Source organism: Brevibacillus sp. AG (genome assembly GCF_028369215.1).
Lineage (GTDB): Bacteria > Bacillota > Bacilli > Brevibacillales > Brevibacillaceae > Brevibacillus > Brevibacillus porteri.
Map to the genome: position 1 here is coordinate 273,918 of NZ_JAQMYO010000008.1, position 22,982 is coordinate 296,899.

22 protein-coding genes are annotated in these 22,982 nt (G+C 46.0%); all 22 read right to left on the minus strand.

Features of this window, described 5'->3' with window-relative positions:
• Positions 1 to 12 precede the first annotated feature (12 nt).
• The 22 genes from POF51_RS22495 to POF51_RS22600 all read right to left on the minus strand — a co-directional run bounded on the left by POF51_RS22495 (position 13) and on the right by POF51_RS22600 (position 22,978).
• A complete protein-coding gene (locus POF51_RS22495) occupies positions 13 to 594 on the minus strand; it encodes a hypothetical protein (RefSeq protein ID WP_271756148.1) in 582 nt (193 codons plus the stop codon).
• A complete protein-coding gene (locus tag POF51_RS22500; RefSeq protein WP_271756149.1) occupies positions 591 to 1,079 on the minus strand; it encodes a hypothetical protein in 489 nt (162 codons plus the stop codon). The genes POF51_RS22495 and POF51_RS22500 overlap by 4 nt, the downstream gene beginning before the upstream one ends.
• The gene (locus POF51_RS22505; protein ID WP_271756150.1) at positions 1,076 to 1,432 is read right to left on the minus strand and encodes a hypothetical protein; all 357 of its coding nucleotides are present in this window, start codon (positions 1,430 to 1,432) and stop codon (positions 1,076 to 1,078) included. The genes POF51_RS22500 and POF51_RS22505 overlap by 4 nt, the downstream gene beginning before the upstream one ends.
• A gap of 5 nt (positions 1,433 to 1,437) precedes the next feature.
• Positions 1,438 to 2,040, minus strand: a complete 603-nt coding sequence (locus POF51_RS22510; RefSeq protein ID WP_271756151.1) for a hypothetical protein — start codon at positions 2,038 to 2,040, stop codon at positions 1,438 to 1,440.
• Complete coding sequence (locus POF51_RS22515; RefSeq protein WP_271756152.1) at positions 2,027 to 2,347, minus strand: hypothetical protein; 321 nt, start codon at positions 2,345 to 2,347, stop codon at positions 2,027 to 2,029. The genes POF51_RS22510 and POF51_RS22515 overlap by 14 nt, the downstream gene beginning before the upstream one ends.
• A gap of 18 nt (positions 2,348 to 2,365) precedes the next feature.
• Positions 2,366 to 5,074 (minus strand): hypothetical protein, encoded by a 2,709-nt coding sequence (locus POF51_RS22520; protein ID WP_271756153.1) that lies wholly within the window; start codon positions 5,072 to 5,074, stop codon positions 2,366 to 2,368.
• A gap of 15 nt (positions 5,075 to 5,089) precedes the next feature.
• Entirely contained in the window at positions 5,090 to 7,303 is a 2,214-nt protein-coding gene (locus POF51_RS22525) for a portal protein (protein ID WP_271756154.1), read from the minus strand.
• A gap of 15 nt (positions 7,304 to 7,318) precedes the next feature.
• Positions 7,319 to 9,013, minus strand: coding sequence for a DNA packaging protein (locus POF51_RS22530; RefSeq protein WP_271756155.1), 1,695 nt, complete (start codon positions 9,011 to 9,013; stop codon positions 7,319 to 7,321).
• Positions 9,006 to 9,560: a P27 family phage terminase small subunit gene (locus POF51_RS22535; protein ID WP_271756156.1), complete on the minus strand. Its 555-nt coding sequence runs from the start codon at positions 9,558 to 9,560 to the stop codon at positions 9,006 to 9,008. The genes POF51_RS22530 and POF51_RS22535 overlap by 8 nt, the downstream gene beginning before the upstream one ends.
• A 262-nt stretch (positions 9,561 to 9,822) precedes the next feature.
• On the minus strand, positions 9,823 to 10,389 hold the full coding sequence (locus tag POF51_RS22540) for a dUTP diphosphatase (RefSeq protein WP_271756157.1): 567 nt from the start codon (positions 10,387 to 10,389) through the stop codon (positions 9,823 to 9,825).
• 72 nt (positions 10,390 to 10,461) lie between these two features.
• Positions 10,462 to 10,902 carry an HNH endonuclease gene (locus POF51_RS22545; RefSeq protein ID WP_334312675.1) on the minus strand — a complete coding sequence of 147 codons (441 nt, stop codon included), beginning with the start codon at positions 10,900 to 10,902 and terminating at the stop codon, positions 10,462 to 10,464.
• Positions 10,895 to 11,461 carry a recombinase family protein gene (locus POF51_RS22550; protein ID WP_271756158.1) on the minus strand — a complete coding sequence of 189 codons (567 nt, stop codon included), beginning with the start codon at positions 11,459 to 11,461 and terminating at the stop codon, positions 10,895 to 10,897. The genes POF51_RS22545 and POF51_RS22550 overlap by 8 nt, the downstream gene beginning before the upstream one ends.
• Before the next feature lie 1,399 nt (positions 11,462 to 12,860).
• A complete protein-coding gene (locus POF51_RS22555) occupies positions 12,861 to 13,364 on the minus strand; it encodes a hypothetical protein (RefSeq protein ID WP_271756159.1) in 504 nt (167 codons plus the stop codon).
• 55 nt (positions 13,365 to 13,419) lie between these two features.
• The gene (locus tag POF51_RS22560; RefSeq protein ID WP_271756160.1) at positions 13,420 to 14,289 is read right to left on the minus strand and encodes an ATP-dependent DNA ligase; all 870 of its coding nucleotides are present in this window, start codon (positions 14,287 to 14,289) and stop codon (positions 13,420 to 13,422) included.
• A gap of 162 nt (positions 14,290 to 14,451) precedes the next feature.
• Complete coding sequence (locus POF51_RS22565; RefSeq protein WP_271756161.1) at positions 14,452 to 14,673, minus strand: hypothetical protein; 222 nt, start codon at positions 14,671 to 14,673, stop codon at positions 14,452 to 14,454.
• Positions 14,674 to 15,072: 399 nt separating this feature from the next.
• Positions 15,073 to 15,384 carry a hypothetical protein gene (locus POF51_RS22570; protein ID WP_271756162.1) on the minus strand — a complete coding sequence of 104 codons (312 nt, stop codon included), beginning with the start codon at positions 15,382 to 15,384 and terminating at the stop codon, positions 15,073 to 15,075.
• A gap of 122 nt (positions 15,385 to 15,506) precedes the next feature.
• Positions 15,507 to 16,640 (minus strand): site-specific integrase, encoded by a 1,134-nt coding sequence (locus POF51_RS22575; protein WP_271756163.1) that lies wholly within the window; start codon positions 16,638 to 16,640, stop codon positions 15,507 to 15,509.
• 552 nt (positions 16,641 to 17,192) lie between these two features.
• Positions 17,193 to 18,116, minus strand: coding sequence for an ABC transporter permease (locus tag POF51_RS22580; protein WP_069845527.1), 924 nt, complete (start codon positions 18,114 to 18,116; stop codon positions 17,193 to 17,195).
• 44 nt (positions 18,117 to 18,160) lie between these two features.
• On the minus strand, positions 18,161 to 19,084 hold the full coding sequence (locus POF51_RS22585; RefSeq protein WP_069845528.1) for an ABC transporter permease subunit: 924 nt from the start codon (positions 19,082 to 19,084) through the stop codon (positions 18,161 to 18,163).
• Between the two features lie 34 nt (positions 19,085 to 19,118).
• A complete protein-coding gene (locus POF51_RS22590; protein WP_017251103.1) occupies positions 19,119 to 19,982 on the minus strand; it encodes an ABC transporter permease subunit in 864 nt (287 codons plus the stop codon).
• A 349-nt stretch (positions 19,983 to 20,331) separates the two neighbouring features.
• On the minus strand, positions 20,332 to 20,853 hold the full coding sequence (locus POF51_RS22595; protein WP_069845529.1) for a GNAT family N-acetyltransferase: 522 nt from the start codon (positions 20,851 to 20,853) through the stop codon (positions 20,332 to 20,334).
• Between the two features lie 31 nt (positions 20,854 to 20,884).
• Complete coding sequence (locus POF51_RS22600) at positions 20,885 to 22,978, minus strand: ABC transporter transmembrane domain-containing protein (RefSeq protein WP_271756164.1); 2,094 nt, start codon at positions 22,976 to 22,978, stop codon at positions 20,885 to 20,887.
• Positions 22,979 to 22,982: the final 4 nt, after the last annotated feature.

The window sequence follows — 22,982 nt, forward strand, 5'->3', positions numbered from 1 at the left end:
TATTAAGCCTCCTTATCGATCGAATATCCCCGGATCACTATGTACAATCCAAGGCTTTGGTTGGTGGTTATGAGAAAGCTCCTTTAGCTCGACAGCATCCAAATATTTGCCTGTAGCATTGATTGAGAGCTTTATTGAATACAAACGCTTGCCATGCTGTTCGAATGGGCTAGATGTGCAGGCTAGACGAATACTTTCACTAGGTACAACATCGCCAACTGTTTTGAAACTGACCTGTTGAAGCAAGCGTTTGGTAATGTGATTCTGCCAGTGACGCAAGAACGGCATCGGATTTGGATGTACCTCACTACCAGACATGAACATCCCAACTGTTATTCCAAAATCAAATCGCCCCGCCTCATACCATGCGTAGGTTTTTCCATCAACCGTTATCCGGTCGTACTCTTCACTTTTATCGATAAGTTTTTGATTCAGATCAGAGAACCGACGCATTCCCACAGTGGGAAAGGGACCAGCTTCCACATCTTCTGGATCATAGTCAAAAACAAAACGCGGTTCACTTTCTAATTGATGAAAAGAAGAAACCACGCCTTTCAGCGTGGCATAAACAATCTCCAATTCGTTCCTGATCATCGGAACCCCCTGGATAAAGCATCTTTCAAGTCTTGTAGCAAATGTTGAGCTACCTCCTCCTGAAGTGCTGGTCGGAGATGTGGTCGCTCAGGGATGTTTCTATCTTCATCTCCCATTTCGTGAGTCGCATGGTAAACGAGAGGACTGCCAATCTCAGCTTTTATGTGGTATCGATCCATATTGATGGTGATTGCCGCTCGGAGATGACCTTCATCCACCAATGGCGCGTCTGCATCAGTCCCTGTGGCTCTAAAGGTGCCCTTTTTGATAGCCCTCTTCTTTGCCACTTGATTCTTATTCAGCTTCGCCCGAACCGTGGCATCTTTCAGGGTTTTCCAACCATCTTGATAGTGTCCCAAACGTTTTTTTGCGTTGAGCATTACGCGTTTGGCGGTTTTCTCCACTCCATCGCAAAGAGAATCGTGAAACCTGTTGCCAGATCGATACATGAGCGCTGCTAAGTCTGCCAGATCATTCATAATCAATCAGCCCTTTCTCCAAGTCCTATATAACAAACCACCTCACCAAAAACCCAGCGAGGTTTCATTTTTTTGATGTGGTATCTCTTGTTTGAGTGGACGAAAATTTTCGTTTCAGCCAGCAAAGTATCTATCGGTGCATTGAAGTTGACTTCTCCACTCCCCACATCACCGACCAATTCAGACTTCAAACGCTTGGTATTGTCACGGATAATTATTGTCTGCGGAACCTTTTCAGGAGTCGAGCGAAGTGTTTCACCAAGGAGATTCTTTTCGACACTCGATTCCAACACCATTTCCACTTTAACTCCATGCAAATCAAACATCTGCTGCAAATCAGCTTTGATTTTATTAAGCATGAGCATCACCCGAACGTCATTATCGGCTTATTCGTTGCGGTCATTCTGGCCAAATACTGTTTTTCTAGTTGATCAGCCGCTTTTGCGAGATACATCGTCGCCTCAGTGAGGTTTTCTGTATTCAGTTCGAACACCTCATCTAGGTTGTAGGATACGTATTTGTCCAAGCGATTGGGGTCGCTCATAACTGCCTTCAATGCAAGAGAAGCAGCCAGCCAGCAAACAGCAGGTACATCATAATCCGGGATTGTCTCTGCCTGGTGCATGGCGGTATAGAAAAAGATGACTTCATCAGAAAGAAGTGGCATCTGAAGCAGATAAACTAGCTTCCCTGATATCCGATGTGGTCGTAAAAACTCTTCCATCCGGATAAAGTCCTCAGGCAGAGAGTATTCATCCTGCCCCTGAAGCAGGTTCAGTCTCCCACGCTTCCCGCGCAGAGGTTTCCATCCCGAATAGTCCTGAATAGCCTGCCTTACAAACTGTTCAATCTCGTCTGGCTTGCCTGGTTCAGTATCTGTTGGTGGAATGGCGTATTGAAACACAGGAGCAGAACCAGTGTCCCGGATCTGCCCCCTTACTTCCACTATGAACTTACTCAGTTCCACGCTTCTTAGCCTCCTCTACGAAAAAGGCGTAGAGCGTGGATTTATTAGTATCGTGTGCTGAGTAATCAGTGCCCCATTCCGACAACTGCTGCTTCATTTTTTCCATCGTGACATTCTTTTCATCAGGAATCGTGATTGGTTGCTTTTCGTCATCGTCACCACTTAGCAGCTCCACATGCTGAGCCTCCTGCTCGTCATCCGTCGTTACGAATTCGGTTTCCTCGTTGGTTTCGTAAAAGACACCAGAGGGAACCAGCCGACCTTTAACATAGATCGATTGGTCTGAATCATTCAGCTTGAAACCCATGCCGCTCATCACCTTTCATTAAGATTTGTACAATTTGATCGTGCGGTAAACCTGTTTTACTGGGGTGTTGAGGGCATCATCCATATACAGGTACAATTCGTCTCCGCCGGTTAACTCGCCATCTCCATCTCGGGTTGGGAACGGACCTTGCACGCTTACGCTGGTTCCAATTCCGTATTTTGTTGCTAGGCGTTGACCCAAGAGAATGCGCGAGTCAAGACCTTGCCACGGCTCGTTGTGTTCGAAAGCGTCAATTGCCTTCACGCGACCAACATAGCCGTTAGGCTGCAAATCATTCCCGTTCTTTTGGAACAGATTAGAGAACAATTCCGCCTGAGAAACTTCGTTGGAAACCGCTTCGCTCATCAGCATGAAGTTAGGAGAGTAGAATCGCGGATCTCCACCCATGATGGCTTTTTGTTGTCCAATAATATGGATCAGGTTATTGAAATATTTCTCTGCGGCGATACCGCTTGGTACGGTCAGGTCAAAGAGCGCTACGTTTGTGGCCATTGTGTAATCGTTGGACAGCGTGCCAGCTGCCAGAGGGGTTGCAAAGGTAACTGTGCCGTTTTCGTAATCGATGATTGCTCCAGAAAGGTCAACCGGATTTCCGCCGACTCGGATAACGATCTGGTTCTCTGTTACACTCTGCTTTCCAGCGCTAGTCCAGTAATGGGTAACGCGCGGTCGAACAATTGGCGTAGCTTTCACCTTTGCAGTGAGAGAGCCTTTTTGCCCACCTCGCAAGAATGTTACTGTTCGGCGATCACCGCTGATCTCGGAATCCTCACCTGTGATACGAGTCGCTCCGTACTCATCAGATGAACTCAACATTTCATTATGAAGGCGCAGCGATGTGTCGCGCTTCAAGTCTTCACTCAGATGGTAGTTAAGACGTGACAGGATTTCGTAGTTGAGTGGGCCGGATTGCAGACGTTTCTTGGCTTCTAGAGTGATTTCGGCTGCTAATTTTCGAGCTACTGCAGCTACATGCAAGTAATCGAGCGACAGCGTAGCTTTTGCCATTTTATTTTGCTCTCCGTTGTTCAATGGCAGATTGTTTACCCGTTCGTATGTTTCACGCGGGATCTCCATGAACTCGCCAGAGAAAGTCTGAACCTGAACGAATTGAAGTGCTACCAGACGTTGGAATGCTTGCTCAATGATTTGGCGTTGAAACGCTACGCCATTAAGAACGGTTGAGGTATTTGTCGATGTGCTGAAGTCGTCTGCAAAAGTAGCCAGTCCAGCAGCATTTGCCTTGTCAAACTCTCTCATCAGCCTATCAAGAATTGGTTTGTTCAACTTTTTCAAATTCTCGTCTTCAATGCCTTGGAACATGCGATACTGGTCATCTGTTGCTTCAGCCAGTTTGTCAGTAAACTCCCTCCATCCTTGGCGAGTCTCGCCGACCTGCACGCCGTTGACGGAGGCTTGGTTATCAGTGAATTGTTGATCCCGCTTGAAGCCCATCGCGGCCAGTTTGTCCTCAGCAACCATTGAAATTGCGAAATCATACGAATCATTAAAAGTCTTCAGAGCAGTATCACGGTTTGTCAGATCAACGCGACCACGAACAGTTTCCTGGATATGTGCAGGCAGTTTTTGCAACTTTCCTTTTACTTCATCACTATCCATGAACGCCTCAGCCGCTTCTGTTGCCTGCCGTTTTTCCTCCGCATCTTTGAAAGCTTGCAACTCTTTAGCTTGCTGTTCAGCTTGGCGATGTCCAAGGATGGCATCACACATGGCACCTACTTCTGGTGTTTCTTGCTTGATTTTTTTGAGTTCTGAGTCAGTCATTTTGGAAAGTTGTTCGAATGTATACATTAGATTTTCATCTCCTTTTTGATTGTCTGTAAATCCAATTTTGTTTTGTTGTATTTCCGTCTGCATCTCTTTGGCACGCAACTCATCCATGAGGTCCCACCATTTCTGGTTATAGGCAGACTCAATAGCTCTACGCTCCAAAGCTGTTAAAGACATCTGATCAATTTCTTTTTTCAATGCTGTCATGTCTTCAACCGAAAATGCTTCAGACACTCTTGATAAAATTGGATCAACAGCATCAGTTACTGCTTCAGTAGATCCCGAAATCACACTCTCAATCTGGTTGTCAGTGAGTGGGGTTACAGACCCAAGCGTACTTTTCACGGCGGGATCAAAAAGGGTATCAAACGCGAAAAGATCAATGAAAGTTGCCACTGTGACTTGTTTCCCATTGAGATTTCCTGCCTTTCCTTTGCCACCAGCTCGCATTGAGCATCCAATCTGCCCGCCAGCGTCCAAAATGGCTTGCAGGTCTTTTCCTTTCGCTGTGTCGAGCGTTTGAAAATCAAAAAAGACATTCCCTTTCTCATTCGGAAGGTGAATGTCCAGTATTTTGATAACCTGATTTTCGATTTTAGAACGCCAGGAAAGTTTGCCCTCGCTATCTACGTAGGAATCAGGGTGTCCAGCTTCTCCCAAGGCCCCTTTTCGGGATTGTTTCCACATGTTGATAGCGTTAACCATCACATTTCGCGGATAAACGCGGAGGTTTCCGTTCAAGGCATCGACGATTGTTCCAAGCATTCGGTATGTCTTCTTTCCCGGAACAAATCCAACGGCATTGTCCGCAATGACTTCGGCAGCTCCGACAGCGACATCAACGAATTCGATATCAGGCGACCCTTGGTTGTCCAGGAACAGCATCATTTTTCCATTTCCAATATCCTCAAACAAACTTTCTCACCTCTCTTAATATGATTGACCGATGAATCCGCGGCATCGCGGACATGTGCGCTCATCGCTGGTTACCAGGATGATGATTTTCCCATCTTCCACGGCATAGGCACAACGACAGCGAGTGTGTGCTGGAAGAGCAGGCGCCTTACTGGTGTCAACGCCATGCCTTTCGTATGTTCTCAATGCGGACTGATTGTAGGCCCACATGGTTTCGGTCCTGGCGATCATCTCAGCTCTGTTCTCGTATGCATCGCCGTAGACTTTCCCTAGCGCTTCCTCGACCTTCTTCCTCACTTCCCGCTTGTCACCCGTTAGATATCCTTCTGCAAGAGCTTCGCGAAGTCTTTTCTCAGTTGTGCTGTCGATGTTTTTGACTCGCGTTGCTGATTGGTGCAGGAGATCATCTAGGATGTCCTCTTTGAAGAGCTCAAAGTTCAGGCCAATCCGGGCAGAGGCCAGCGTGCCGCCAATTTCCCCAGAACGTGTATGCAAATATCCAAGGTCAACACGATTCTCGGTCGCGTCTACTTGGTGCATACTCGCTACAGCGCGGAGAAACTTCGTAATGCCATCAGGTGTTACCGTTATAATTTCACTTTTTTCTTCAGCATCGGTCATCACCTCCTGAAAGTCGATTTGGATGGCATTGGCCTTTTTAGCGAGCCGCTGGAACCGAGCCCTCCATATATCAATGCCCTGTTCTTCAACCTCATCCAGCCCATAGAGGTGTGCGGTGTCGTCCTCATCCTCTTCCGAGTCAGTAATTGCTCCATCTGGATCGTCCGGTTCTTTCGTACCCTTCGACTGCGGCGCTGATTGTTGCTGTTCTGACCTCTCAACCAAGATTGAGAGAAGCAGTTGCTCAGCGTCCTCTACTTGAAAAATGTGGGCGACATTGTTTACTGCTGTTCTTAGATCAATCAGTTTGGATTCGTAGGCGTTGACTGTACGATTAAGGACCTCTTGCGGCTTCTCAGTCCGCAACGGATTGAATGAGATGTCATATGACAGGCCAGTTGCCTCTACATCGATTCCGTGCAGAAGTAGCTCAAAATCAATGATGGACCGCAAACCAGAAAAAGGACCTCCATCGCCGTACTCAAGCAGGCTCCGAATGTCCTCGATCGTGTCGTAATATTCATCTTTCTGGTCGTCCAACACGTCCCGGTTGATGTTTTCTGAGAAACCGATCAGGCCCTTGGGAATCAGTGTACCAGCATTTTCTTTGTTGAATAGGTACTCGACGTCACCGATTTTGTCTAGGTTTCCGTCACCTTCCAGGTTCTTCACATCACCGATGCCGTTATGGTAATAATCCGTGGTCGGCTTGTACCTGCCATTCTCGATAGTGTCGCGGTGCTCTGCCTTATACTGTTTGATCGTAGTCTCATCCCCGGGATTGTCCTTAGTCCCGATGCTGTGAACCCTCCGCAAGGGTGCACGCGTTTTCCTACGAATCACCATGTCATCGTCAGCCGTCCGGTTTTGATTGGAGAGCTTCCGTATCGACATGTATTGACTCGTTCCGTATAAACCACCGCGATACTTCCACCGAATATGGTTAATTGCCCACAATGGAAAGTGACGTACGGCCGTTTCTGGAACTGTGGTCAGGAAGTATAGGCCATGACTGGGGTCAATCTCAGAAAATGCCCTGCTCAGATCAACAAATTGGCCAAACTGATCCTCGTTACGCTTCATGATGGCTGGCGGTACTCTCCGTATCGCCTCAACGAACGGCTGCGGGCCTTGTTTGACCACAACGTTGAGGAACAAATCACCATCGGCAATCAGCCGCGAAATCCATTCCACGGCGGTCGCTTCGATTTTGGTTCGCTTTATGAAGCTATCAATGACGTCCTGAGCACGGTTTGCCAGATGCGCGCCCCGCCCCGCTTTGTCTCCCGTCTTTACAGCCCTATTCTTACTGTGATTCCCGCTGCCAGTCACTGTGACAAGAATGCCGCCGCGAACAGCTTTGCGAGCGATCCGGGCGTTTGTTTCGTCGATCAGGGGGTCATCATGCAGCATCTGCTCAACATCCCGCAGAACAGCCCGCCTACTGCCCTCAACCTGCAACGTTTTATACAGATAATCTGTTTCGTTCGTTGCTGACGTACTATGCGTCATGGGCGTTGCGTCTGGTCGGTCTTTCCCCTCAGATTGAAGATTTGGGGAAGGTGATCCGCGCCGCCATATCGATTGGATTTTCTCAAGCAGACCCATGGTTTCATCTCCTTTCTACATGCAGTTGGCTAAGTCGCTCATGTCCATTCTTTCGCTGACAAACACGACCTTGGCCTTTTGTGTGGAATGTTTATGCTTTCGCATCTCCCAGCAAATAAAATCACTCATAATAATGTCATCGTGGCAACCAACTTGGTGCTGATGCTTACCGTTTTTCTTCACAAACGTACGCATTTCTTCTAGTTGACGCTTCGATGGCACATCAATTTCATCGTTCCTGTAGTCCTGTCGGTAATTCTCAATCAAGATCGGCCTTGTTTTCTGAGTTGTTGGCCACCCTGGGCGCTTTTGCTTCTCTTTTTTCTTTGCGTCATAGTCCTCATGGTAGTAAAGATTCGGGTAATCATGGTCGTGGATGAGCGCAGCCAGTACAGCGTGCCCGTGGTTATTGCGCTCGACCCCAAGTAAAGCCGTGTTGTAGTAGTGGCCCCACTCGTTCAGGATATTGGCAAAAGCGTAGGGCTCCTCCCAACATTGACACTCAGCTACTTTCTCCCCTGTGCTGCGCTTACGAATGGAGAAGGTAGACGCGTCGTTTTCATTCTCATCCAACCCTTCCGCCACGTCCGCGCCCATGTCATATATCTCGTCTTCCTGCGGCTCTTCCCACACCCACACAGCACCATCGCAATCGGTTCTAATCGGCTGCCTCGCGTTCTGTATGTCTTCCTTTAGCTGTTCCTGATCAAAACTTGAACGTCCAGATACTAGAAACGCCTCTTCTGGAAAGGAAGGGTACTCCTGCTGGAACTGTTGAACATCACCATCACATTTGTTCTTGATGGTTGACCTACGCCATTTCAATTGCTCCAACGATAGGTTGTACCGCTCTTGCAGTTTGCTTTCTTCTTCTGTCAGGCTTTCAGCAAACGCATTGCGCTCAGATTCTGTTTCGAATTTCTCTTTGTAGTCGGGAAATTCATGCCACGCAACGAACAAAGGAATGTAGTCGTTTTCCCCTTTGACTGCCTTGTCCCACATTTGCTGATAGTACTCGCCGATACCGTTCGCGGTTGACTCGATGATACATACAGTGCCAGCAGCATCAGAAAGGGATTGTAACAACGCCAACATGTGCTTGCTCTTACGATTATCGGGCCAGAACGCCAGCTCAGAGATGTGCAAGTAATGGATCGTACCTGAACGGGCAAGTGTCTTTTGTTCAGCAGATGCTACTGTGATCTTCGATTTCAGCCCGGGATGCTTGCGTTTTACCGATTCTAATGCGCTTGGATTCTCAAATGTGAACTTCTTCCCGTTATCGTACTTCTTCATCGGCTTGTACAACTCTGGGATGTTGTCGTAGTACGTTTTGAACATCTCGAACAAGTTTTCGCTGGCTGTTCCCTCATGGGCAACGATGAATGCATTCTTGGCTTCCTGCAAAGAGGACAAATAGTAAATGATCGCCTCTGTTGTTGTTGAGAAGCCCAGCTGACGAGCTTTTAGGATAATGATTCTAACCGGTTTGCCTTCTGCGATCCTATCGAATACGATCTTGGCCAGCTTCTTTTGGGCGTCGTTGAGGACAAAGGGAAGGATAGCCCCTTCTTTAGTCTTGATCTTCAAACACTTTGTGCAAAACTGCTCGAAGTCTCTCAGGAGAAGATATGCCTTTGTCCCTTTGTCTGGGTCTTTTCTTGCGAGTGCGTCGACCTTTGTGCGGATCTCCTTGGCAAACTTAATCATCGAGGAATTCCGTTCCTTCCGTGACGGTCTTGTCATCGCCCAAGTTCATTTCTTGGATCTGCTTGACCACGTTTACCTGCTCCATCTTCAACCGTGCCCGCGCTGCTGGTCCGATGCCAAGGGCTGCCATGCTCTGTTTCGCTTGTTTCTTCGCTTCGTTATATGTGGTAACAAGCGCTTGAGCTCCTAGCGTCTTCTTCCTACGATCGTGAATTACCATACCCTCGACTGAAAAGTACATTTCACAGAGTGCGACCGTAGCCATCTCTTTCGCCAGCATCTGTGCCATCGGTCTATCCTGATCTTCGATGTAGTCAAGGTCCATGATGAAAACCTCAATATCACGCTGATAATCAGCCAGATAGGTACAATCAGAGCCTGATTTGTACTTTGGACATTTCTTACTCTTCATAAAACACTTGTCACACGGATGTAAGCCCGACTGCATGAAGGCAGGCACGCCATGCTTGAGGTTTGGGGCATCCATTCTATGCTCCATCAATGCAGCTTTCTGTTTCGCTTTGCCTTCTTCTGTTTTGGCTGACATACTCATTCGCTCCTTTCTCCGGCTCATGCATGTGAATATGAGCGTTTAAAACCATGAAATTAGCTCACTTCTGCGTTGGTTAGTACAAATACACTCACGAGAAAGCAAACAAGCTGAAAACGCTGTTATAATTTGTCGTTTTGTTTAGCGCCGTACTTAACGGATAAAGCATGAGCGTATTCTCCTCCAACTACACCAACCGCTGTTGTGATATACAAGACTATGATCGCAGTCAACCATGGATATTCCATCGCCCATAGCATCATTGTGTACCACTACTTCCGAATCCGTCTTCGCCGCGCTCTGTCTTATCCAACTCATCCACCTCTTCAAACGCTGCTTGCTTCACAATAGCCAGAACACCCTGTGCGATACGTTCGCCTTTTCGAATCACATATGTGCGCTCGTAAAACGTTTCATCTTCATTTCCTGCTGGTCGATACTCGGTCGGCTTGCCGTCGATCCCAAGGAGTGGCCCTGTTGCGAACTTGATCTCACCATCAACGACTCTGCTCGGCATGAGCTGTGCGATATTGTCGACTAGGACGCATATCTCTCCCCTGAAGCCAGCGTCACATGTACCAGGCGCATTACTTACACGCAGCTTTGTCTTTTCACTAACACCTGATCGCGGTCTGACTTGTACCTCACGCCCGTGCGGTAAGGCTATTGCAATGCCTGTTGGAACCTTTACCGTTTGTCCTGGGCTGATGACAACATCCTCTATGGCACGTAAATCGAATCCAGCATCAAGTGGGTTAGCGTATGTAGGCAGGATGGCGTCTGAATGTACTTTCTTGAGTTTGACAGTTACTTCGGGTTGACTCATCGTTATCGCTCCTTTTAAAGGGTGTAGGTTGAAACGACATCCTTGCAATAAAAAAAGACCCCTGCTGGAGTCTTATAGTTTAATTCCATTCTCTTTGAGTTTGTTGTACAGTGTCTTCCTCGACATGCCACACGACTTAGCTATCGTTTCCATACTCAGCCCATTGGCATGCCTATTTTGAACAAAGTATAATGCGGACTTCACAGCTACACTATCCTTCGTCAAAGTAGTTGGTCTACCCTGGAATTTACCCTCCGCCTTAGCCCGCTGTATTCCAAGTTTTTGCAAGTGCTTGCGTCTGACAAAATCTGATTGATGAACTTTTCCGTGACATTCTGCACATAGAGTGCACAGATTCGTCAGTCTGTTAGTTCCTCCATTTGCTAGAGGAACTATGTGATGAATATCCAAGTATTCAACAGATCCGCAATTTTGACATTCTTTCGGCAACTGATCTTGAAGCACAGCTTTCATACTTTCAAACTCATCTCGCAATGACTTTTCTTTATTCATCCTTTTCACCTTGCTTGCGCTCGATATGTCTATACAATGTCGCTTTACTCACACCTGTTGCCGCAACAATTTCCGGAACACTCATATCCCCTGCTTTATAGAGCGAAAGAGCTGCTTCTAACTTGCTTTTGTCTGTCTTTGGCCTACCACCTACTCTGCCCCTCGCCCTTGCTGCTTTCAGTCCTGCTTGCGTCCTCTCAACGATTATATCGCGTTCGAGTTCGGCTATGCTCGCCATCATACGGAAGAAGAACTTTCCGACTGGGGTAGTAGTATCAATGCCATCTGTGATTGATACAAATTCGATGCCCTTCTTTTCAAACTCCGAAGTTAATTCTAACAACTTGAATGTCGAACGACCGAGGCGATCAAGTTTGTATACAATCAGAACATCACCTTCACGTAATTTATCTAGTAAACGATTCAATTCTGGCCGGTCATCACGTTTGCCGCTCATCTTCTCTTGATAGATTTCGTCACACCCTGCCACTTTAAGTGCGTCTATTTGTGAATCCAAATTCTGGTCGACCGTACTAACACGTGCATAACCGAACCTCATCTAATTCATCCTCCATACATTCCATTTCTTGACATAATAGTATCATAAACGTTACCATTACGCAACTTTGAAATGAAACGTATTTTTGAGTCTGAAATCAGTATGGAAATGGCTGTTTTTTCTGTCTCAACGTATTAGTCTCATTAAATATCGTTTTTGAAACAGGTTCTGGCAGCCCCATGCATCGATACAGCCACGATAATGCAGCCGTTTTGTCCCTCAATACCTCTCTAGTTACTATTAGAAGCTTTAGCTGTAGAAGGGAACCCAAAGCAACGATCGAGTGCAAAAGGTGCCGTCCGCAGGGGCAAGATGCAGGATTCATCGCTATCATCCAATTCGCCATTCCTCGTTTTGTTTCCATACCATTCCGTTCCATCCTCTAATCCTTTCCTCTAGCGACTCTCTTTTGTTTCTTTCTGAGCTGACCGCCTATAGAAGATGTTCGGATTATCTCCTCCTCCACACCTTTCTTCAAGGATGCAACGACTATTAATAGTGAGCAGCCCTAAAGATTTGGGGTGCTCCCTAGTACTGTATCCATCAGGAGGATTATTTCAAAATCTCAATTTCCTTCGCAACAAAACCAAACCGTCCCGCGATTACTACTGGTGAGAAAGTAATCACAAGTACAGCTTCTGTCGACATCTAAGCGATGGGTGATCTCAGCCTAAAAATGTTGTATACCAAATCGCAACAATATTTAGGGATGCACCGATTGTTACTACGAGAGAGCCAAAAAGCGGACAAGTACGGTGAAAGAAAAGAGCTGTCCCGCCACTGTATGATAGAGGCCCCGTTGCTATCCTGCCGTGTGCCAGAGCTCTAAAGGGAGGTGAGAGTATGAGAAAGAAAATTCAACGATTCTTGCGACGTAACCCCTGGGTAGTGGGTCTAATCGCTAACCCAATCGTAGAGTTTGTCATGGGCTTTATTAAGGACTTATTAGGCTAGTGACAAGCTGCTCTCCTTATAGCCCCTTCAGCAGGAGGGGCTTCTTTTTGTTTCAATAGAAAGGTTCTGCCCATCACTGGCGTTAGTATATAGAATTAAGAACAACACCAGACGCCGGATTGCTGTGTTAGTTGTGGCTCTAGGGATAGGTGCTGTTTTTGATGTACTCACGCGTGCTCATTTTTTACTTAAAAAGTGCTCATGGATGAACACTTAAAAAGAGGGCTTCGATCTTACAGGCTCAATGGCTCATGCCACTTTGAGTTCTGGCGACCCCCTCCTAAGGATTACAGTTAATCTGTTACTTTGTTAACAATGATAAAGAGCAACCCGAATAGGAGCATCCACCTTACGCCCTCTAAATCACCACGAAATAATTGAATAACCGCTAAAACCATATAGATTCCTGGTATCCATTGTGTCACCTTGAGTAATAAACTTCTGATCATTCTCCATCCACCCTTTCGCCTGATTCTTTGATTTCCTGACTGAATAACTGCAGCAGTTCTGGTGCTGGTTCCTTGCCATTGATCGCGTACAGTGGATTGATTGCCCATACCTTCTGATTGTCTCGAGTCTCTGTCAGCTTGATCATGGTCCTGTCAGCGAGGTTCTTGAGATGTCTTCTAGCCGTCGATACCGAGCATTTGGCTATCTTGGCAAGGTCTGTGGCTGCCAATGGTACGCCTCTTCTCCCGCGCTCGTTGTCGCCCATCAAGAAGTTGTATCCTTCCGTGGCATACAATGCAATCCGGAAAAAGAAAACCAGCTCATCGTTGGGCATGCTGGCAATGAGCCGCTTTACCCGATGGCTGGTTCTGAATTTAACAAACTTGATTCGGCGTCCACCGCCTTTACGAAAAACCTTGAATGTCTGGTCGCTTCTTAGAAAGATTGTTTCCTGCCGCAACACTTCCCCTGTTGCCTGGTCAACATATCGTTCATCCATCCAAACTGCCTTCCTCCCCTATTCGAAATAAAAAATAGCCCACCCGATTGGTGAGCTACACTGCTTTATTCAAGACGAAATCAACAAACACTGGCGATCTCAACATGCCACTCTTGGTCCAGTTCCGGAACTTAACCGTAGCCTGTAAGCGTGGCTCCAAATAAACGAACGACTTGTCTTCCCCTGTCTCCAGCTGCTTGCATATCCCTCGAAACGCCTGCTTATGGACCGGAGGAACACCAAGTTCAATGATGCCGGCTGGTCGCATCTTGCCATTTGTATCTACAACAGATGTCAGCCAACCAAAGTCACCCTTGCGGTAGCCGGATATGAATACGTCAGTGCACTGGTAGTTGATCACCTTTATCCAGTCTGCCGAGCGCTTGCCGACGTAGGTACTATCTTTCCTTTTGCAGACGATACCTTCCATATCGTTCTGCTCCATTGCGTTGAAAAGCGCTGTGCCTTCCTTCTCGATGAACTGGATTTTTCGGATCGTCGACGTGTCAGGAACCACCCTGTCGAGGATCTCCTTTCGCTCCATCAACGGTAATACACGCAGGTCTTGTCCGTCATAATGGAGGATATCAAACACCATCAGTCCGACAGGCAACCGTTTCATTGCAGCTGCAATTTTACTTGCACCCTTGGTTTGGAACCGGCTCATTACCAACTCAAAATCGACTTGACCATGCTCATCAATACAATAGACCTCACCATCCAAGATGATGTCTTTATCGATCATCAGTCCCAGCAGTTCGGGATACTGGGCCGTACACTCGTTGTGATGCCGAGTGTATAACTTCGTCTTACCTCCGATTTGACTGAGCACCATTCGATGCCCATCTATCTTTGGCTCATATATGAATCTACTATCATCAAACGGCTTGTCTACCTTCTCCAATAGCATAGGTTCAAGGAACATAATCATCACCTACTACCATTGTAACAACAGACATTGAGCAAAACCGTGGTAATGAATGGGGGCTCGGCAAGCTCGCTTAGGATATGCTGGTTCATTCATTTTTCTCTTGAGTACTACCCAGCTACTCAGCACTGACCAAAAGAAAAAGCACCCAATGGATGCTTATAGATATTGAGGCTTATCTTGTACTCTTTTTTCTTTTACTTCTATCGTTTCGATAGAGGAAATATGACTTGGGTTAATAGATACTCCTAAAAAATGAACAAAGCCGTTAAGAAGAATACCATCTTTGTCAGTTATTCTTTCCAAAAAATCTTCTGGATGCTTATCGATCGTGTATTCCTTCCCGCTGTCCATTATTACCTTTGTTTTTTGTGTGGACATCGCCTAACCACCCCCCTCATATTCCATTTTGAGGGAGGTGACCCAAAATGTCCACAAGGAAAATCCCGCCCAGTTTCCGAGGCGGTATAGGGAGGGTTGTGAATGGACGGGCAACGCCCGCCGTGAAAGGGGTGGGTGGCCGGAGCCTCGATCCCACATTTCGTTTGTTGGACTTACGTCCATATTGTCCCTTTCACGCCAGGCGCAGCTACTCCGCTGGCTTCTCCTTAACACACGGAATCCGCACGCATACGATTCTGTTGTCATGGTAGTTCAACCACGGGCATCCAAAGCACTTGTGATCCTTCGGTAGCTTCTGTACAACGTTTGTGGCGTTCTTCTTGGCAAAGTGCCTCATCGTATCGACCTCCAAATAGAAAAGCCACCCATTTTGAGTGGCTATACTGGTAAATCTGTTTTTTGTCCACGCAATATAGCCTGAATGTACTCATTTGCTTGCTCTTTCGAAATTTGTCCTCTGCTCATTTGGTAACAAACCTTGTCCAATTCGTTGTAACCTGGCCAGAGGCAGCCCATTTCCTCCCGATAATCGAAGTCAGGGTTTTGTCCTGCTACAGACTCAACGTGGTTGCCTGCTTGCCCACAAAATGGACAGTGTACATTTCGGCCTTTGGCATCTTCATCAATCAGAAGAAATCCCTTCTCGCATTTATGGCATTGCCATTTCTCCAGCAACCACATCGCCCCCAACAAAAAAGCCACCCGAAGGCGGCTCTTGATTTGATTTCCATGCTATAACTATACTCCGGAAAAAACGTCTCGTTCTTTGTGTTACCTTTGAAATCTCTTATTTAATCCGTAGGCATTTTTGATCATTTCTGACCTGCCTTTGTTTTTAATAGGGAATCAAGCCCGTCCGCTGCTTCCGCCTGCATGTTGGGCATTAAGTGGCCGTATTTGTCCATTGTTATGGTAATGGATGAATGTCCTAGTCGTTCTGAAATTACTTTGATATGAACACCTTGTTTGATCAATAGGCTAGCATGAGTGTGACGAAGATCATGAAACGTAATCTTAGGAGCTCCCGTCTTTTTCAAGAAGCTTGGCCATACCTTCTGTATTGCCCTTTGCGTGGTTGGACCACCGAATTGCGTGCAGACGACAAGGTCGTTGTTTTGATACTCGGGTCCAAGCTCTACTCGCTCCTGTACAATCAATTTGCGATGTTCCTTCAAAACTTCAATTGTTTCAGGAGATAACGCAACTGACCTAACGCTTTTTTTAGTCTTTGCCCCGTCCTTTATTTCTCTATGTCTGTTCACGGTTTGTTGAATAGTGAGGTTTCGATTTTCGAAGTCGATATCTGACCAGCGTAATCCTAAAATCTCACCTTGCCTCATACCAGTCATTACCGCCAAGTAAACTGCAATCCAGTACCGACTTGCATACCTTGTCTTTTCGAGAAAGTCGCTCACAAACTCCGGCTCCCAGACAACCAATTGCCTGCGGCTGGATGCCTGCGGCTTCTCAACCCTATTTGCAACGTTTTTAGCAACAATGCCCTTTAGTTCGGCGGAGTTTAGGGAGGCGTTTACAACCGAAAAAATTCGTTTCACTGTGGAAGCCGATAGTCCTTTATCATGCAAGGAATTCAGGAACATCTCAATATCATGGGCAGTCAGCTTCAAAATAGGGATTTGTCCAAGAATTGGGATGATATGAGTCCGCAAATATGATTCATATAACTCAAGCGTTTGTTCTCCCAAGTTCCGTTTGGTCTTGATCCATTCATTTAGATAATCCTGAAACATCTTCTTACTTGGTTCGATATACTCGCCCTTTTGTAAGGCTGCTTGGGCTTCGACCATGGCTTTCTCTGCTTCCTTCTTCGTCCGAAACCCGCGCTTGGTTATCCTTTCACGGGAACCATTCTTAATCTCGCCAGTATAGAACTGATACCACCATTTATTGTCGCCTTTCGCATTCTCATTTTTATAGACAGGCATATGTATTCACCCCTATTAACATCAAATCTCCAATAACATCAAATTAACATCAAATTCACATAAAGGCAATAAAAAAGTGGATAAACCCTTTATTTTATAAGGATTTATCCACTTGATACGCTACCCTTCAATCGTGCCACCCCTCCTTGTGGGCTCTACAGGAACAAGGTTGAGGGATTACAGAGTCACCTTATCCTATGATGGGGGGTGGGTGATGGTGCCGGAATTTCAAGGATTTTAGGCTTTTGCCTTACATCCTATTCAGAAAATGGGCAATGGGTTCCGAACACCGCTGAGAAACCTCTTCGACATCCGCCGTGAATTTTTCCGTTCGAGACGACGATGGCCGCCAGTTGTCCCCCATTCAGATCGCGACGAGTTCGCCTCGCCTGATGAGATTGCCATCGGAACCCAAGGCCAACACCGCCCCCGACAGTCCAGTCTATTCACCCGACACATATACTGCTCCCTACAAATCGACTTCCATTCCATTATTTTTAATCGGATCAACCAAAAATGCCCTTGATTCGTAAAAATCAAGGGCACCACAACTTAAATAAATGGTGTACGATTATACGTTTGCTCGAACTTATCACGCAATCCTTTGGCCAACAAGCTAAACGATCCAATGGCGATCATGAATGCCCCCAATGGTACGAGAAAAATCCACGTATAGTTACTGTAAATAAAGCCTCGATAAGACCCAAGCAGTCCTGCCCATTCGTGTGTAATAGAATGATACAGAAGCGGGTCAAAGGTCATTTTCGTACCACCTACAAACAGGTCAAATATACCGAGAAGCCCCATCAAGGTCATGACGGCGATCATTTCTGTCACCAAGATGATAATGAGCTGTTCCTTCAAATGTGGCAAGATGTGGCGAAAGACGATTTGATTCCGGCCTGCTCCCAGTGCAATGGCAGCCAAAACGTATTGTGATTCTTTAATTTGTTCGGTCATTTGACGCACAGAAGAGGCTACAGAAGGGGTTCCAAGAACAGAGACAAGCCCAATGAAAATCAGCACGAGCGTGAACGTCGGCAGCTCGGAATTTACATTGATTCCTCGCAAAAGAAAATACACGGGAATAAACACAGGCATATAGCTCCATGCATTTTCAATCGCCATCCACCAACGCTGTTCTTTATCTTGGATGCCAATATAAAGTCCAATCCATGTACCAAGTAACACGCGAATAAATGCGATCGCAAGGGTAATAAAAACGGTGTATGGCGCTCCATGGAGCAAGAGGGTCAGTAAATCATACCCCCATTTGTCCGTGCCGAGTAAATGTTCCTCTGACGGCGGAAAGGGCGGTGAGACCATGACTTGTTTACCGTTCACAACCTCGTGACGCATCTTCGCTTGATATTCCAGATCATAGGGAGCCAAGTAAGGCCCCGCCACAGCGATCACGATCAGAAGGAACACGAAAATACTGCCTAGCCATAAAGAAAAATGGAATCGTTTTTTCATCAAAAAACCTCACTTATCCCTCATGCTGAAAAGTAACCAGCTGCTTAAATAAATGGGGTACGACTATACGTCTGTTCGAATTTATCACGCAATCCTTTGGCCAATAGACTAAAGGAACCGATTGCAAGCATATAAGCAGCAAGTGGAATCAGGAAAATCCACGTGTAATTCGTGTAGACAAAGCTTCGGTAAGTCCCGAGCAGTCCTGCCCATTCATGTGTGGTCGAGTGATACTCAACAGGGTCATAGTACATAGTCGTGCCGCCTACAAATAGACCAAAAATCCCGAGAAGCCCCATCAACGTCATGGTGGCGATCATCTCTGTCACCAGGACAATGACCAGATGCTCCTTCAAATGCGGCAGGATGTGGCGAAAGATGATCTGATCCCGCCCAGCCCCCAGCGAAGTCGCAGCCAAAACGTACTGGGATTCCTTGATTTGCTCCGTTTTTTGACGGATGGACGCAGCTACCGAAGGCGTCCCAAGCACTGCCACTACCACTACGAAAAACAACACGAGCGTAAACGTTGGCAATTCGGGATTGATATTGATTCCTTTCAATAAAAAATAGACAGGTATAAATATGGGCATGTACCCCCAGGCGTTCTCTATCGCAATCCACCAACGCTGCTGCTTGTCCAATATCCCAATATACAGACCGATCCATGATCCAATCAATAATCGCAATAACGCAATCAAGAGAGTAATAAAAATGGTGTAAGGTGCCCCGTGGAGCAGTTTTGTAAGCAAATCATAGCCCCATTTATCCGTACCCAACAAATGCTCGCCTGAAGGTGCCAAAGGAGGCGAAATGATCACTTGCTTCCCGTTTACCATCTCATTGCGAACTTTCACCTGGTAATCGATGTCATAGGGGGCCAAATAAGGTCCGGCTACACCGATAATCATTAGAAAAAATACCAAGATACAACCTAGCCATAAAGCCCAATTGAACCGTTTCCTCATACCATACCCTCACTCATTCCAAAAGAAGTCTGGGCTATTTATACACAACCGCGCGTTCAATCACATACAGAATGAGACGAATCAATACATAGACCAAAATGGATAGCAAAATAATACCTAAAAGTCCCATGACAGCAGCATTGAATTCGTAACCGCCATCTTTACTAAAAATAAAGCGAGTCAATCCTACGACGTTTAATAAGTACTCGACAATAAACAAGTTGGCTACCGTAATGGCAATCGTCTTCTTTAAATCAGCAATGAGAAACGGCTTGATATTTTTATAGACGTGGTGAATGAGAACATGCCAAATCCCCATCCCCTTGGCAAGTGCTGTTTTAATGTAGTCTTCGCCGCCGATTTGTACATACTTCAGGCTGACAACCTTCATGAGGAAAATCGTTGGTCCAATTGACAGTAACGTGATCGGAAACCATGTACTCTCAGAGTCACTTATAGGTGACAGGGTGATAATTCGAATGTTCGTCAGCTTGTAAAATCCGACAGCACCCACAATCGAAACAACAATTAGGATAAAGTCAGGAATCGTGGCAAGCAGATTCAAAACCTTTTGAAATTGACGTACAATCCGAAAGCGCTGCAATAACAATCCAAAAATAATACTAGCAAGGACTGCGACACCAACACTTGCGAACAGTAGTTCAAAGGAGCTAATTGCAAATGGGAGGATATCCTCAGCGATGCTCCTTTCCGTTTGCCCCGAATAATAGGTTCCGAGGGAGCCCTCTGCAATCTGCTGAATCAGATATACCGTATGAACTACGATATTTCCCGGTTCGAACACGATTTCTTCCTTTTGCGTATATAGCATGAACGGCCCACCGCAAACGACGATAACTAGGAAAAACATCCCAATTAATTGTTTTACATAGGTCAAGCTCTCATACCCCCTTACTATTTCCAACAATACACTATCTATTAAAAATCATCCAGACAATAGAAAATATTTTATTTTTTTATTCTATTCAAAAAGAAATAAAAAAGTGGCTGAGCAGGATAGCCTGTCAACCACTTCTCCATTCTTGGGACAGTTGATTCGAAAAAGATGATAGCTGATCGACTACTTCGTAGAAGAAGTAGCTACACGCAGCTGCTCATTTTTCGTGAGAAGATTTTGAATCGAAGCAGTGAAAGGTTTTCTTACTCCGTCTTTCAACCGTGGCACCATTGGAATCATCTGATACACCTCCTTTCTGACAATATCTTCTTAAGAATAGCATTTTTCCTTATTTAGCGTCAATTACTGCTCCCAGATAGGAAGCGAGTTGATTGATTTCGGCCATGTAGATGTTTTCTTGTCCGTAATAGCCCTCCTGCTCCCCTGCAACCTGTGCAAATTTCGAATAGAGCCGGTTCAGATAGGCATGACTAGCATCTGCACGAAAGGTCACTTGTTTCACGTGTTCATTTTCTTCTTGGACCTGTCTGATCAGATGGCGAAAGCCTTTCAGAAATACCCTGCTCCTTCGATATTTTTCTGCAACGATGACTGAATGGATATAGCAAATTTCGCCCTCTGGGTCTGGTTGCCTTTCTGCTGTCATGTATTGATAGTGGCCCCATCCGACCACTTTACCGCGCTCGTCCTCTATCAGGATCAAATGAGAATCCGGGAGGAACGTCAAAATATGAATGAGCGTGTCACTAAGGGAAAACATACGACTAAATTCCAATCGATTGCGAATAAAGAATAGTGTGAACTGGGCAAAATCATTGTCACTGGTACAACTTCTAAATTGGACATGCATCCTTTGCACACTGCCTTTCTTTTTCTGTTCGTTAGCGTATTAGCTGTTGGGCGTTTTTGCCAATCGTCGAGTATTGGGACGTGATGTACTGGTATACCTTCAAAGGTAAGGTCAAAACAACACAAGAAGTGAGAGCCGTCACCGTTGTTGTCTGTAAAGCACCCGCTAGGTCTGTTTCTCCAAAGTGATCGCCGTCCTCCAGAATCGCAAGTCGAATCTGCTCCTCAAATTCAGCAGATGTTTGGGAAACTTCTACCTTTCCGCGTGCAAGGATATGAAACTTTTCTGCTGCTTCTCCTTCCCGAATGATCGTCTGTCCAGCAGTAAACGTCTCGGTATGGAAAAGATGCAAAATATCAGACACGTCGACACCTAGAACATCCATAACACCTTCTGGGCTGGCCACCACACTTTGTTTCTCCCATAGCCTTTTGTAATAACCCCGCTTTTGCAACAGTTGAGAGTGTGTCCCTTGCTCCACTAGTTCCCCGTGCTCCAACACAAATATTTGATCCATGTCCGTTATCGTTGACAAACGATGTGTCACCGTAATGACAGTCCGATCGCTGGAAAGCTTCGCAAAGGTCTTGTTAATAGAAGCCTCTGAAATGGGATCGAGAGCAGAAGTTGCTTCATCTAGAATGAGTAGAGAAGGATTACGCAGAATCGCTCGAGCAATGGCAAGTCGCTGCCTTTGTCCCCCAGACAGGTTGCTTCCCCCATCCAAAACAAGTGTTTCGTACTTGTCTGGTAGACTCATGATATAGTCATGGATCTCCGCTTGCTGTGCAGCCATCCTCAGCTCATCGTTGGTCGCATCGAGTTTGCCGAGCCGGATGTTTTCGGCTAATGTTCCGTGAAAAAGAAAGTTATCTTGAAAGACGACCCCTACATGGTTGCGGAAGGCTCCCCGATTATATTCATCGAGTTTTGTGCCGTTTATCTCGATATGACCAGAACTAGGTTCATAAAAGCCTACTATCAGCTGAACGATCGTGCTTTTTCCAGACCCGCTGGAGCCAACAATGGCAACTTTTGTCCGAGCCGGAATCTGCATGCTGACCTGATTGATAGACAACTGATTTTCCTGATAGCCAAACGTAACATTTTTTACGGACACTTCAGTCATACGCAAATCGAGCGGATCCGCTGTAGAATGGTCGACTTTTTCACTAGGTTCATCCAGTACCTTGTGGATTCGTTCCATACTGACTTGTGCATCTGTAATCAGAGGGAGCATAAAGGTCAGATTAAACACTGCATTCCCCATCGACGTATACATGGTGAAAAAGGCGACAAGCGAACCGACAGAGATTCGCCCGGTGAGTGCCAGATAGGAACCAAAGCCAATGATCGTAAAGTTGATGAGTAGTAAGCATAGCGCAGGAATTCGCTCCAGCTTCGCTGCCATCAGATTTTTGCGATAGTTGCTGATCAACAGCAATTTGATTCTTCCATTAAATTTATCGATCATGACATCTTGCAGGTTGAATCCCTTGATGACCATTTGCGCTTTCGTATTTTCCTGAACATCATTCGTCATAGCTGCGAGCCGTTCTTTGTATGCGCCATTGACGGCATGGGCACGTCGGCCAAGCAAATAAGGACCTGTAAAGATCAAGATTGCTCCCACCAAAATACACAGCGCCATCACCCATTCTAAGTAAAACAAAACCATCGTACTAATCGTCACGACCACCAATGACTGAATACCCGTCGTGAAGAGAATGGCCAATGATCTGTCAATGACAGGCAAATCCACTGAAAAGTAAGAGACCAGTTCACCCGAACGCGTTTTGTGGAAATAGCTGACCGGCAAATGCTGCATATGCGCAAACAGTTTTTGCCGCAAATCATTTTGAACACGTGCATTTAGCTTTGCCAGCACATAATCACTGATCATTCCAGCACTGACACAGATAAACCCGCTAATCGCCAATACGATCATGATGACTGTGAAAATGTGCATATTTTTGGGAACAATCGCTTTGTCAATGATCATCTGGAAACTAAGAGGTGCCAAGGATAAAAAAAGCAGATCAAGTGCAAGCGTGAGGAAAAATAGGAAACTCAGGAGCTTATAGGGGCGTATGTAGCCAAACAGTTTTTTGATGACGAACAGCATCGTA